Below are 13225 nucleotides of genomic sequence, written 5' to 3' on the forward strand. Positions count from 1 at the left end.
TGATGTTCGATGCCGGGCCGCTCCGTCGCATGAGCGGGGGCGGATCGGCATCGTCATAGACGGCTCGGTGGCGCACGCATATGCAGGAAAATGAGGGGGAGTAATGACGGCACAGGCTTCAAGGGCCCTGATCATCGTGGATGTGCAACCGACCTTCTGCGAGGGCGGTGAACTCGCCGTCGCAGGCGGGAATGCCACGGCCCAACGCATCGCTGACTTCGTCCACGCACGCTATGACGCGTACGATTACATCGCCACAACCCAGGATTGGCATATCGAGCCCGGTTCCCACTTCTCACAGAGCCCTGATTTCGTGGACACCTGGCCTGCCCACGGTGTCGCAGGCACACCGAATGCGCGGCTTCATCCACTGATCGAAGCCCTCGATATCCCACACCACTTCACCAAGGGGCAGTATGCGGCTGCATACTCGGGTTTCGAAGGTGTCGAGCTCGGCGCGAACGCGGAGCATCCGAGCCGTGATGAGGTGCAGGAGGCGCTGGACAGGCACCAGACACTGGCCGCGGCATTGCAGGAACACGGCATCAGCGACGTGGATGTGGTGGGTATCGCCGAGTCCCACTGTGTTAAGGAGACGGCGCTCGATGCAAGCAGGCTCGGGTATCACGTCCGGGTCTTCAGCAATCTGACCGTCCCCGTCAGCGAGGAGCAGGGTATCCGCGCACGTGAGGAGATGCTCGCCGAGGGGATCGATATAGTGCCATGGCTTGTAGCCCTGGAGGGCGCCGCTGCCGAGGACACCGTGGCGGATGGCATGTCAGTGAAGGATGCTGCTGCCGGAGACGCTGCCGTGGCAGGCACCGAGGGCGAAGAGACGGGCATACTTGATGAGAGCGCCATCGCCACGCATGATGAGCATGGTGTGCCGATTCCCGTAACCATACCGATCGATCTGGCTCCCGGCGTTCGCGTCGTATTCACCACACGCCTCGGCGGGAGCTCAAGCGGGGACTATGCGACCTTCAACCTTGGTGGCAAAGGTGGTGACGAACTGCTCAATGTGGTGACCAACCGTATGGCCCTGTCCCAGGAACTGGGCCATGAGCTGTCCTTGATCAGCCAGGTGCATTCTGGCCGCGCCGTCGATGCCGATGAGCTGTGGACGCGTAACGCACCCTATGGTTTCGACGCGAGCGGATCGACGGCGGTTGCCCCGGTCGCCGAGGGCTTGAGCGATGCGGCGGAAAGCGCCGAAGCACACACGGTGTCTGCGGACGGGCAGGTCTCCACTTCGCAAGCTTTCGCACTCGGTATGTTCGCAGCCGACTGCCTGCCGGTTCTGCTGGCGGACCCCGAACATGGCGTCATCGCCGCGGCTCACTGCGGGCGGATGGGTTTGGTGCGCGGCATCATCGGTGAAACGGTCGATCTGATGGTCTCCCGCGGTGCCGACCGTGAAGGGATAGTGGCGACCCTGGGTCCCTGCATCTGTGGCGATTGCTACGAGGTCGGCGAGGACATCGCGCAGGAATTCGAAGCGCATTTCCCCGGCACCAGAACGGTGACCCGCTTCGGCGGCCCTGGTGTCGATATCGCTCAGGCCGCACGTGATGAGCTGTCCAAAGCAGGTGTGCACCGGATCGTCTCGGCCCGCTCGCGCGTCGAGGCGGCGACCCAGTATCTCCGCGAGGATGATGAGCTGGAGCGCATCTGCGAGAGCGACGGCGGGGAGACCCTGCCTATTCGGCTTTCACATATGCGGCATGGTCTCTGCACCTTGGAAAACCCGCTCTGGTATTCGCACCGTGCCTCGGTTCTGGCCGGTAAACGGCAGGAAGGGCGCATGCTCGCCTTGATTATGCGCGTCTGAGCCTTCCCCTGTGCACGGGCGTCGCGTAGGCGCCGTGCACAGGATGCGCTATTGCATGTTCCGTGCAGAATGAGGCAATGTGCAGGTGCGTCTGCTCACGGCTTTTTACTGTGGTGTGTATGACAGAACAAGCCAATCAGAAGCATGCCGCGGCGCGCGGGCCCCGACCCCAGATGCCGGTGGTCGCCGTCGTCCTGGCCGCGGGATTCGGGACGCGTCTGGATCCCGGGCATCCCAAACAGCTCTTGGAGGTCGGTGGCAAGGCCGTCATCTCGTGGTCGGTCGAGGCCTTCGAACGGCATCCGGCGGTGACGGATATCGTCGTTGTGGTCAACCCTCAGGTACGCGCCCAGATCGAGGGACTGCTTGGCTCCTGCACCAAACTTCGCATGGTGATATCAGGAGGCAGTAATCGTGCGGACAGCACGGTTGAGGCTTTGCAGGCACTCGCCTCGGCGGGAATCCCCGAAGAAGCGAAAATACTCATTCACGATGCGGTAAGACCTTTCGTGAACGCCCGTACGATCGATGCCTGCATCGAGGCTCTCGACGAGTTCAACGCGGCCACGGCCGCCGTGAAATCCACTGATACGGTGCTGCTCGGCCGTGATCTCGGCGAAGGTACGGTCGTCGGCAGCGTCCCTGACCGCGGCAGGACCTTCCGCGCCCAGACACCGCAGGCATTCAGATTCCATACCATCCGAAGCGCATACGACAGGGCGGCGCATGACCCTGATTTCCAAGCGACCGATGACACACGTGCGGTTCTGGAATTCATGCCCGACGAGATGGTGACCATCGTCGCGGGTGATGAGACGAATATCAAGATCACCAGACCTGAGGATCTGCTGTATGCCGAGCGCATCGCGGCGTCGTTGGATGGTCAGGATGTCAAGCGGCAGGCCATGGAGGAGATGCACCAGATGCTTGCATCGGCACTCGGTCAGTAGCCTGTGGCCGTGTGCGTGAGCTGTATACGGGTGTTGTTTGCCGGCTTTCCCGATGATCGGGGTTCACGGGCGATATAGACTTGGGTCATGGAGAAGTTCAGCGTTGTTGTTTCCGGGTTCGACCGTTATGAGGACGTCAAGGTCAACCCTTCGTACGAGGTGCCCAAAGCGCTTGAAGAGCAGGGTCTGCAATCGCTGCCCGATGACGACGGTGTCCTGGATGGCATCCAGATCGATATCACCACCGCGATGTTGCCGGTGAGTTTTTCGGATGCCTGGCCGAGACTTCGCGAGGTCCTGGATCGCATACAACCGGATATCGTGGTCGCCACAGGTTTGAAGCATGCCGCAAGGGGAGTGGCGCTTGAACGTTGTGCCACGAACCAGCGCGATGCCTCGAGCCGAGGCGACGACGAGCAGGATCAGGAACTGATCCCCATCCGACCCGACGGTCCTGCAGCGTATTGGACCAGGCTCCCGCTGCGATCCATTCTCACCGATTTCAGTTCCCATGGCATACCCGCCACGTTGAGTTCGGATGCCGGAACCTACGTCTGCAACAGTCTCTTCTACAATCTGCTCAATTGGACCGCCAAGCAGGAGCATGTGCTGTCGGGCTTCGTCAGTTTCCCGCTGGTCAATGAGTCGGCAAGCCATGAATACGGTCTTCCGATCAGACAGCAGATAGCGGCCGGGCAGGCCGTGATCAGGCGTAGCGTACGATATTTCCAAGAGCCGACCTCGCCGGATGTCATGCTTGTATGAGCCCTCGGGCTGGCATGGAAATACTGCCTCCGGCGTGTTGCGCTGAGAATGTGTCGGATGGAAATCTTTGTATGAATCTTCGGCCGCTTTGAGTTAGAGTTCATTCATGCATGCACGTTGATTAATGGGCGATTGACGGCGGCACATTGATGGTGAACAGGAGTGGATATGGCGGACAATTTTCCGATTGCGTTGCGCGGCTATGACAAGGAACGTGTGGATGCTGCACTTGCAGGGACTCGCGAGAACATAGCACGGCTCAGGGAGCAGATACGCGCTTATGACGAACGCGTGCTCAAATTGGAAGCTGAACTGCAGGAAGAGAAGGCACGCAAAAGCAAAGGGTCAAAGGATTCCTTCGCCTCCTTAGGTGCCAATGCGCAGCAGCTCCTGGCATCCGCCGAACAGACGAGTACGGAACTGCTCAACAGGGCGAAGCAGGATGCGGCTACCACCCGCCGTTCAGCCCAGGAAGAGGCCGACACCCTCGTCAATAACGCGAAGATCGATTCAAGACGACTGCTGGACGAGACCGAGGCGAAATCCAAGTCCTTGCTCAGCAACGCACAGGATCAGGCGAAAACGATCACGACGGCGGCGAAGCAGCAGGCCGACCAGCAGAAGGCAACGGCAGCCAAGACGGTCGCCGAGCAACGACAGGCCCTTGATCTGGAGCTACAGAACTCACGTGAGGAGCATGCCAAGCGTCTGGCGGCCGAGCGCGCTTCCCAGGAGCATGAGATTTCAGTGGCTCAGGCCGAATCGGCGAGGAAAATCGCCGAGCAGCGCCAGCAGGCGGATGCTGAGATCACGAGGCTCAAGTCAGAGGCCAACGATCAGATACAGCAGGCGCTCGCCGAGGCGAACAAGCGTCTGGGTGATGTGCGTGAACAGGTGTCCAAGACGCTGACCGACGCCAAGCGCAAGGCGAGTGAGATCACGGACAATGCCAGGACGAAGGCCCAGCAGATCGTCGACGAAGCCGTGGTCTCCCGAGCCGATACATTGTCGAAGGTCTCCGCGGAAGTGCAGCAGATCAGGGCGGATATCTCCGCCCAACAGGATGAGGCAACGGCCAAGGTCAACGAATTGCTGCAGCATCTTGAGGAGCGCAGGGTGCAGACCGCCAAGGAAACGGAGGAGCTGCTCGGACAGGCCAAAGCCGCCCGTCAGGAGGCGGACGCCTATGCCGCGGATAAGCGCTCCCAGGCTGAACATGAATCGGCCGTGCTGCTTCATGAGGCCGAAGAGCAGGCGCAGGCCCAGGTCGAGGAACGCAGGAACGCGGCCCAGGAGGAGCTGGATGGCCTCAATGGCCGTATCGCGAAGCTGCAGCAGCGCGAAGCGACGATCACTGCCAGGGTTGATGAGTTGCGTTCGATCTTCACGAAGTCTTTCGGGGCTTTCGCGGTTGATGACGATTCGGACGATGCCGCCGCATCCCAGGGTGACGCTACGGACGGCGGCCAGGATGGTGGCCCCGATGTGCCTGTAGTGAACACTGTTCCCGATCAAGCTGAGGCCGGGGAAGAGGATGACGAACGCTCCGAAGACCAGCGGGAGCAAGGCTGAGTCCTGATCCCTTCGGAAGGGCACCCGTGAATCGCCGCATTCCCTGTCTGGGGTGCGGCGATTCTTTGTTATAGGATGGCAGTCGGATTATCTCCAAATATGTAGATGAAGGATTATCACAATATGACAGATACCCTCAAGGCTCTGGATCATCAGACACTGACCGCTTTGAACGAGGAATTTGAATCGAAGGCGTCGAATCGCGTGGCCATGAATGCGGTGACTGCCGCAGGCATAGACGAGGTCTCGCGCAACTACGATCGCTCGCGTCTGCTGCAGCGTCGTTTCTCCGTGACCGTTGACAACGGCGAGGTGACCTCCCAGGAGCGTTCCGGCCGTTGCTGGCTGTTCAGCTCGCTGAATGTCGCGCGTTTCATCGCGAAGCGCTCCCTGAATCTGAAGGAGTTCGAATTCTCGCAGAACTATGCGATGTATTTCGATAAGTTGGAGCGCATCAATTATTTTGTGCAGGATGTGGCGAGCCTGATCGCCAAAGGAGAGCCCAGTGATTCGCGTCTGATCCAGCATCTGTTGCAGGACGTGATGGGTGATGGCGGACAGTGGACGATGGCGTTGAACGTCTATGAGAAGTACGGGGCGGTGCCCAAGGATCTGTTCCCGGAAACCGCATCGTCACGGAACACCACCGAGATGAATCACCGGCTGCGTTCGCTGCTGCATCAGGCGGTCGCGCATATGTATGCCGAAGGTGCGGATATCGAGCGCATCATCAAGGATACCGTCGAGGCCGGTCACCGCATGCTCACGATCCATCTGGGCACGCCTCCGACCAGCTTTGATTGGGAGTGGACCGATGCCGACGGCGAATTCCATCGAGACGGTGAAATCACCCCGCAGGAGTTCTGGAAGAAGTATGTGGATGCAGGGCTCGAGGATTATGTCTGCCTCGTGGACGATCCCCGTTCCGAGCATCCGAAGGGTCGCAAGATCGGTATCGAGCATCTGGGCAATGTGGTCGGTGGAACACCGACCGAATATCTGAATGTCCCAGGACAGTTCATGAAGGACTGTGTGCGCAGGATTCTTGCCGAGCAGGGTATCCCGGCGTGGTTCGGTGCGGACTGCCATCCGATGATGGACCGTAAGAACGGTGCATGGGCGACCGATCTCTTCGAGTATGACCGCGTCTACGATGTGGACTTCGATCTGGACAAGGAGCAGCGTGTCCGTTTCGCTGATTCCGCGATGAATCATGCGATGGCGTTTGTCGGTGTCGATGTTGCCGATGACGGCACCACGACGAGGCGTTGGCGTGTGGAGAACTCATGGGGCTGCAAGATAGCCGACAAGGGGTACTTCACCATGGACGATCCCTGGTTCAGCGAGTACGTCTACGAGGTGGCCGTCCCCAAGTCGATGCTGCCTGATGAATATCTCAAAGCGCTTGAGGAGCCTGCCATCATGCTTCCGGCCTGGGATCCGATGGGAGCCCTCGCCTGATGATGGTGTGAATCCCGCGTCCTTCAAGCAGGACGTGAGATTGAAACGGTATCCAAACGCCAGCGTGTATGGGGAATGCACGCTGGCGTTTGGATACCGCGTACGATGAACATCGCGCATCCGCTATTGTGGTGTCGCAGTGTCCCAGCATCGAGGACGGCGTCCAGTGACGCTCCGGACGGTGACGGCAATCATTCGGTCATATGAGGAGAAGCAATGGCAGACCTGCGTGGTCCCGACAGTTCCGAAGACGTGAAGCGTCGGCGGCTTGGCGAGCAGGCGGTGCTTCCCGAGACCGTCGATGTGAATATCCGGCAGCTGGATCCGATCCCGGCCCCCCGATCCTTCATCAAAGAACTTCCTTTATTGTCCGAGCAGGCCGATCTGGTGTTGAAATCGCGTCGCGCCGTGCGTGATGTGCTGCATGGCCGCGATGACCGCCTCCTGGTCGTCGTCGGTCCCTGCTCGATACACGATCCCAAGGCTGCGAAGGATTATGCCCATCGCCTGGCGGCGGTGAATGCCGAGCTGTCGGATCGCCTGGTGATCGTGATGCGTGTTTACTTCGAGAAACCGCGCACCACCGTCGGGTGGAAAGGGCTGATCAACGATCCCGATCTTGACGGCAGCTATGACATCCGTAAGGGTATGTGGCTCGCCCGTCGCGTTCTGCTCGATGTGCTTGCCGCGGGTGTGCCGGCAGCCACCGAGTGGCTTGATCCGATTACCCCGCAGTATCTTTCCGACGCGGTGAGCTGGGGTGCCATCGGAGCCCGCAACACCGAAAGCCAGGTTCATCGTGAACTCGCGAGCGGCCTGTCGATGCCGGTCGGATTCAAGAACTCGACCGACGGCAATGTCAAAGCGGCCGCCGATTCCTGCTTCGCCGCCGGATCGGAGCATCATTTTCTGTCAATCAATCTTGACGGTCACGTTATCGCCGCCGAAACCAGGGGCAATGCCGACTGCCATCTGATTCTGCGTGGTTCCTCGCATGGACCCAATTATGATAGCGATTCGGTGCGGGAGGCGATGGATGCCCTACGGCATTCACAGGCAGGCGGTCCGAGTCTGCATGGACTGGTCATCGACGCGGCGCATGGCAATTCAGGCAAAAACGAGCATATCGAGTCCGAGGTCGTTGAAGAGATCGCAGCCCGCCTCGCACACGGTGAGCAGGGGATTTCCGGCATCATGATGGAGAGTTTCATCGAGGCGGGCAATCAGCATCCTGCTCCTTTGCCGCAATTGACATACGGCAAGTCGGTGACCGATCCCTGCATTTCGTGGAGCCGCACGGAGCAACTGCTCCATACACTCGCGGAGGCAGTGAGCACACGCCGCGCTGCGTAGGGCATCTGGCGCGGCTCCGTGCCCGATGCTCTACGCATGCAAGACAAGCTGGGGGTTTTCGCACCGTGCAGCTCCTCCGGATGGGGCTGATGATGTCCGGAGTCTTGCAACTCGCTTATATTCGTGACATGACCGACCGGCCCATGTTGAGCATGGTTACTATTGGACGAGAAATGGAGGAGATGATGACTGCCTTTCCTGCTGATCGTGATGCCATCCAACGCGACGCCGTCCGCAAGGCCATAGCGGATGGGAAGAATCCGCTGTCTCTTGATGGGGTGCCACGCTGGGAGGATGAGGTTGGCATCGACCCGATCGTGAATCGACGGGTGCTGGAACTCGACCCTCTGCCGACTCCGGCCCAGGTGCTGACCGATCTGCCGTTGACCCCCCAATCACGTGATGTGGTCGCATACTCCCGTGATGAAGTGAGGGCTTGCCTCTATGGGCAGGACGACCGTCTGCTGGTGATCGTCGGACCGTGCTCGGTGCACGATCCGCGCGCGGCGCTCGATTACGCCCAGCGTCTGGCACGGCTGAAGCAGGAGTTGGAAGGCGAGCTGCTGCTGGTGATGCGTGTCTACTTCGAGAAACCGCGCACCACCGTCGGGTGGAAAGGGCTGATCAACGATCCCGATCTGGATGGCAGCCATCATATCCGCAAAGGTCTGTTGCTGGCACGCAGGATTCTGCTCGACGTATTGGGCACCGGACTGCCCGCCGCAACCGAGTTCCTGGAACCCACCTCACCGCAGTTCATAGCCGATGCCGTGACGTGGGGCGCCATAGGGGCGCGTAATACGGAAAGCCAGATTCACCGCCAGCTTGCCAGCGGCCTGTCGATGCCGGTCGGATTCAAGAACGCCACGGACGGCAGCGTCAAAGCGGCGGTTGACGGATGCTTCACCGCTGCACAGCGCCATACCTTCTTCGGCATAGACCATGAGGGTCGGGCCGCGGCCGTGGAGACACTGGGCAATCCGGATTGCCACGTCGTGTTGAGAGGATCCTCCCACGGACCGAATTACGACCGGAATTCGGTGGCTGCGGCGATGTCCGCCGTCCGTCAGGAACTGCCTGAGCGCTCGGCTGCTTCCCATGGATTGCTCATCGATGCCTCTCATGGCAACTCGGGTAAGGATGAGCATCGGCAGCTCGGTGTCGTCAGAGAGATCGCATCGCGCATCGCTGCCGGTGAGCAGGGAATAACCGGCATCATGATGGAGAGCTTCATCGAAGGCGGCAATCAGCCCGCGGCACCGCTCAATCAACTGGTGTACGGGAAATCCATCACGGACAAATGCATTTCATGGTCGGATACGCAAACGGTGCTGCGCGAGCTTGCGGATGCCGTCAGCACACGCCGGTGGAATTAGGCGCAAGCGGGAAGCGTGCGTGCGGCATCGTCCCTTTCTCGTCACCCCTCGACTAGGCTCGTGATGACGGCATAACTGTATGGCAGGAGAATTCATATGACGGAAAAGCGGCGTTCTGACGATGTGGAGCAGACGGTTGCGATCATCGGTGCCTTGGACGAGGAGGTCGAGCTCATCGCGCGTTCACTTGATGACGCGCGGCACCTGGAGCGTTCGAAACAGGCAAGCCTGGATGTGGTCGCCGGGAATCTGCTCAAGGCCGACGGCACCCGTTTGAGGGTGGTGGCGACGGTCGGAGGCATGGGAACGGTCAACGCGGCGGCGACCACACAGCATCTGATAGACACATACCAGCCGGAGGCGGTGATCTTCTCTGGCATCGCCGGGAATCTCAATCCCAGCCTGCACATCAATGACGTGGTGCTGGGAGGCACCCTGCGCTATCTGGATTCCGATATGCGTCTTATCGGGCAATTCGCGCCTCACAGCGAGGAATTCCACTCCGATCAGCACCTGATCGATGTCGCTGATCATGCTTTGACCCAGATGGACATCACACATATCGTCGGGATCATCGCCTCGGGCGACTATTTCGTCGATACGCAGGAGAAGACGCAGCAGGTTGTCAGGCTCACCGGTGCGGATGCTGTGGAGATGGAAGGCGCTGCGGTATGTCATGTGGCGGCAAGGAACTCGGTGCCGGCACTGGTGATCCGGGCCCTGAGCGATAACGCCGATACCGATTACGAAGTGTTCAAGGAATTCGACATCAGCGAATACGCGGATACCGCCGCACGGCTGGTCATTCGTATCCTGGCTGAACTCTGAAGCACATCCGCGTGGTCGCGTGGCTGCATGGTGAAAAGCCTGTGCAGCGATGTATGGCATCGATCGCTTCGGCGTGTCATATTGCCTTCCGCGCACCCCGATAGGTCCCGATGACGGCAGCGTACTTGCGCTGGTCCACAACAACGTGTATTGTCACACGATGTAAACCACAGACCGTTGGTCGGGACCATTTGGTTCACGAAGTTAGGCTTGCCAAGCCAGCGTAGGTTGAGATTGATTGCCCTTTGGGCGTTGGTGATGCGGGTATCCGCATGACGAACACAGATTGATGCTCCGCCTGCGTGCGGGGCTTTTTTATTGCCCCGACAGGTGCAAGTCGGACTGATTGACGGTCGATTTAGGAAGGAACGCCATGAAAAGGCCCGAAAAGGAAGAGGTGGTTGCAGAGCTTACGGGTAAATTCCGCGAAGCTGATGCAATCCTGCTCACCGAGTACCGCGGGCTCAGTGTCCCGCAGATCGCAGACCTGCGTGACAAACTAGGCCGCGATACTTCCTATGCCGTGGCGAAGAACACGCTCGCTCGCATTGCAGCCAAAGAGGCTGGTGTAGATGGACTCGACGAATTGCTCGCCGGCCCCACCGCCATCACCTTCGTCAAGGGCGATTACGTCCAGGCCGCAAAGACACTGCGTGACTTCAACAAGGCAAACAAGCAGCTCATCGTCAAGGGTGGTTTCGCAGATGGAACCATCTACAACGCTGAGGGCGTGACCAAGCTCGCTGATCTTGAATCCCGCGAGGTTCTGCTCTCCAAGATGGCCGGTGCTCTCAAGGGCACGATGGCCAAGGCTGCATTCGCATTCGTCGCACTGCCCACCAAGGCGGTTCGTACGATCGATGCGCTGCGCGAGAAGCAGGAACAGGCCGCCTGATAACCATTGCGGAGTATTTCGCAATAAGGGCTGTCTCACTGGTAACAACAATAAGATGTGGCGTTTTCAGGTCGTGAGGCCGGGAAACGTATTAATGAAAGGAAGCCATTATGGCTAAGCTCTCTGCTGATGAGCTCCTTGAAGCATTCAAGGAAATGACCCTGGTTGAGCTCTCTGACTTCGTCAAGAAGTTCGAGGACGAGTTCGACGTCGAAGCTGCCGCTCCTGTGGCCGCCGTCGCCGCTGCTCCTGGCGCTGCCGCTGCCGTCGAAGAAGAGAAGGATGAGTTCGATGTCATCCTTTCCTCCGTCGGTGACAAGAAGATCCAGGTCATCAAGGCCGTTCGCGCCCTGACCAACCTCGGTCTGGCCGAAGCCAAGGGTCTCGTCGATTCAGCTCCTAAGGCTGTTCTTGAGAAGGCCAAGAAGGAAGATGCCGACAAGGCCAAGGCCGCTCTCGAAGAGGCCGGCGCAACCGTCGAACTCAAGTAGTCTTCTGACTCTTACAGAACCCCGCCGTGCTTTCAGCTCCAAGGAGCTGCATGCACGACGGGGTTTTCTGTATGGATGGACCCCGCAGGATCACAGACCTTGCAGGGAAACACCCGCATGCAGCGTCGCACGCGGGTATCTACCCGTATGCCGTGTATCGCTGCCAGCAAGCAGAAGGTGACGTGGGCAATTCGTGGTCGTACAGTGGAAAGGCGAAGTCGATACCGATACCGATGCACGATCAGGATGGGGCAAGCGCGGTCAGATCAGAGGAGAATCCATAGATGACAGAAGATTCTGTCGTCCTCAAAGGGCATGATGCACGTCTGCCGATGTTGCGAAAAGCCCAGGCGGATGCCAAATACCGAGAGATGACACAGGGCTCCGTACAACGGTTGATCCTTCGCCTCTGCATTCCGGCGATCATCTCCAATCTGGTGACGATGGCCTACAATCTGGCGGATACCTTCTTCATCGGGCATCTCGGCACGGCCCAATCAGGCGCAATCGGCATAGCCTTTTCAGTGATGACGATTCTGCAGGCGATCGGATTCTTCTTTGGCAACGGTTCCGGCAACACCATCGCACGGGAGCTGGGAAAGCATAATGTCGATCGGGCGGGCAAACTGCTGTCAATCGGATTCTTCGGTTCATTGCTGTGTGGAGCCGTGGTCGCGGTGCTCTCATTGCTGACCTTGCGATGGCTTGTTGTCGTTCTGGGCTCCACATCCACCATCGCGCCATATGCGGTCGAATACCTCACACCGATTCTGAGCGTGTCCCCGCTGGTCTGCGCCTCCTTCACGATGAACGGCCAACTGCGGTACCAGGGCCAATCCGCACTCGGGATGTATGGCTTGGTATCCGGTGCTTTGCTCAATTTCATCATCGCCCCCGTCTTCATCTTCGTGCTTGGCATGGGAATATTCGGGGCAGGACTTGCCACGGCGGTCTGTCAGAGTGTCGCCTTCATGATCCTGCTCAGGATGAGCCTCAAACACGCCGTCATCCGGCTGAGCTGGCGCCAATGCCAACCCACGGTGCTGCTGGTGCGGGAGATCATGGGAGGCGGTCTGCCCTCGCTCGTTCGTCAAGGCGCAGGCTCGGTGGCGGTCACCTGCGTGAACATCGCCGCGAACCCCTTCGGCGATGCCGCGATCGCCGGAATGGCGATTGTCATGCGCATCATGATGTTCGCCAATTCGATGATCATCGGTCTGGGACAGGGTTTCCAGCCCGTCTGCGGATACAACTTCGGCGCCGGCCTCTTCGCCAGGGTCAAGGCTGGATACTGGTTCTGCGTACGGCTCTCCACGGCCGCACTGGTGGTGATGGCCGTGCTGATGTGGTTTTCCGCACCGCATCTGATCGCCTTGTTCCGATCGGATCCCGAGGTCATCGCTGTGGGCTCCCTGGCGCTTCGCATCCAATGCACAACCGTGATGCTCGGCGGATACAACATGATGTCGAATATGATGCAGCAGACCATGGGGAAAACCGGGATCGCCTCCCTGCTGGCCTTGTGCAGACTCGGTCTTTTCCTCGCCCCGGCGGTGTTGCTGCTGCCCCATCTGATGGGTTTCCTCGGCGTCCAGGCGGCCCAATCGTTTTCGGATGTGCTGACTTTCATCGTCACGATTCCGCTGCAGGGCCGAGTGCTGCGGAGCCTGCGCATACGCAAAGAGAAAGGCTGAATTCAAGGA

The 13225-nt window shown here is 59.4% G+C and carries 11 protein-coding genes and 1 pseudogene; all 12 read left to right on the forward strand.

Translation table 11 applies throughout. The features are described 5' to 3' along the window. Positions 1-103: 103 nt before the first annotated feature. A pseudogene (locus BPSY_RS11390) lies at positions 104-718 on the forward strand (isochorismatase family protein); the annotation flags it as partial. 57 nt (positions 719-775) lie between these two features. Then, positions 776-1831 (forward strand): purine nucleoside phosphorylase YfiH/LACC1 family protein, encoded by a 1056-nt coding sequence (locus tag BPSY_RS04890; RefSeq protein ID WP_081884321.1) that lies wholly within the window; start codon positions 776-778, stop codon positions 1829-1831. Between the two features lie 119 nt (positions 1832-1950). Next, positions 1951-2781, forward strand: a complete 831-nt coding sequence (ispD, locus tag BPSY_RS04895; RefSeq protein ID WP_033494661.1) for a 2-C-methyl-D-erythritol 4-phosphate cytidylyltransferase — start codon at positions 1951-1953, stop codon at positions 2779-2781. An 87-nt stretch (positions 2782-2868) separates the two neighbouring features. After that, positions 2869-3546, forward strand: coding sequence for a pyroglutamyl-peptidase I (locus BPSY_RS04900; RefSeq protein ID WP_033494662.1), 678 nt, complete (start codon positions 2869-2871; stop codon positions 3544-3546). Positions 3547-3714: 168 nt separating this feature from the next. After that, positions 3715-5118, forward strand: coding sequence for a coiled-coil domain-containing protein (locus BPSY_RS04905; protein WP_051921725.1), 1404 nt, complete (start codon positions 3715-3717; stop codon positions 5116-5118). A 123-nt stretch (positions 5119-5241) separates the two neighbouring features. Beyond that, positions 5242-6579, forward strand: coding sequence for a C1 family peptidase (locus BPSY_RS04910; protein WP_033495013.1), 1338 nt, complete (start codon positions 5242-5244; stop codon positions 6577-6579). Positions 6580-6795: 216 nt separating this feature from the next. Beyond that, positions 6796-7932, forward strand: a complete 1137-nt coding sequence (locus BPSY_RS04915) for a 3-deoxy-7-phosphoheptulonate synthase (protein WP_033494663.1) — start codon at positions 6796-6798, stop codon at positions 7930-7932. 182 nt (positions 7933-8114) lie between these two features. Then, positions 8115-9308 carry a 3-deoxy-7-phosphoheptulonate synthase gene (locus tag BPSY_RS04920; RefSeq protein WP_415455251.1) on the forward strand — a complete coding sequence of 398 codons (1194 nt, stop codon included), beginning with the start codon at positions 8115-8117 and terminating at the stop codon, positions 9306-9308. Positions 9309-9404: 96 nt separating this feature from the next. Next, the gene (gene mtnN / locus BPSY_RS04925) at positions 9405-10136 is read left to right on the forward strand and encodes a 5'-methylthioadenosine/S-adenosylhomocysteine nucleosidase (RefSeq protein ID WP_051921726.1); all 732 of its coding nucleotides are present in this window, start codon (positions 9405-9407) and stop codon (positions 10134-10136) included. Between the two features lie 373 nt (positions 10137-10509). Then, a complete protein-coding gene (gene rplJ / locus BPSY_RS04930; RefSeq protein WP_033494667.1) occupies positions 10510-11031 on the forward strand; it encodes a 50S ribosomal protein L10 in 522 nt (173 codons plus the stop codon). A gap of 110 nt (positions 11032-11141) precedes the next feature. Next, a complete protein-coding gene (gene rplL, locus BPSY_RS04935; RefSeq protein WP_033494669.1) occupies positions 11142-11522 on the forward strand; it encodes a 50S ribosomal protein L7/L12 in 381 nt (126 codons plus the stop codon). Positions 11523-11854: 332 nt separating this feature from the next. Continuing rightward, positions 11855-13216 (forward strand): MATE family efflux transporter, encoded by a 1362-nt coding sequence (locus BPSY_RS04945; protein WP_033495017.1) that lies wholly within the window; start codon positions 11855-11857, stop codon positions 13214-13216. Positions 13217-13225 lie beyond the last annotated feature (9 nt).

Origin of the sequence: Bifidobacterium psychraerophilum (assembly GCF_000741705.1) — a bacterium.
Taxonomy (GTDB): Bacteria; Actinomycetota; Actinomycetes; order Actinomycetales; family Bifidobacteriaceae; genus Bombiscardovia; species Bombiscardovia psychraerophila.

Coding starts and splice junctions, on each gene's coding strand:
- BPSY_RS04890 (WP_081884321.1), top strand. CDS start 776: ATGTCAGTGAAGGATGCTGCTGCCGGAGACGCTGCCGTGGCAGGCACC.
- ispD (WP_033494661.1), top strand. CDS start 1,951: ATGACAGAACAAGCCAATCAGAAGCATGCCGCGGCGCGCGGGCCCCGA.
- BPSY_RS04900 (WP_033494662.1), top strand. CDS start 2,869: ATGGAGAAGTTCAGCGTTGTTGTTTCCGGGTTCGACCGTTATGAGGAC.
- BPSY_RS04905 (WP_051921725.1), top strand. CDS start 3,715: ATGGCGGACAATTTTCCGATTGCGTTGCGCGGCTATGACAAGGAACGT.
- BPSY_RS04910 (WP_033495013.1), top strand. CDS start 5,242: ATGACAGATACCCTCAAGGCTCTGGATCATCAGACACTGACCGCTTTG.
- BPSY_RS04915 (WP_033494663.1), top strand. CDS start 6,796: ATGGCAGACCTGCGTGGTCCCGACAGTTCCGAAGACGTGAAGCGTCGG.
- BPSY_RS04920 (WP_415455251.1), top strand. CDS start 8,115: ATGATGACTGCCTTTCCTGCTGATCGTGATGCCATCCAACGCGACGCC.
- mtnN (WP_051921726.1), top strand. CDS start 9,405: ATGACGGAAAAGCGGCGTTCTGACGATGTGGAGCAGACGGTTGCGATC.
- rplJ (WP_033494667.1), top strand. CDS start 10,510: ATGAAAAGGCCCGAAAAGGAAGAGGTGGTTGCAGAGCTTACGGGTAAA.
- rplL (WP_033494669.1), top strand. CDS start 11,142: ATGGCTAAGCTCTCTGCTGATGAGCTCCTTGAAGCATTCAAGGAAATG.
- BPSY_RS04945 (WP_033495017.1), top strand. CDS start 11,855: ATGTTGCGAAAAGCCCAGGCGGATGCCAAATACCGAGAGATGACACAG.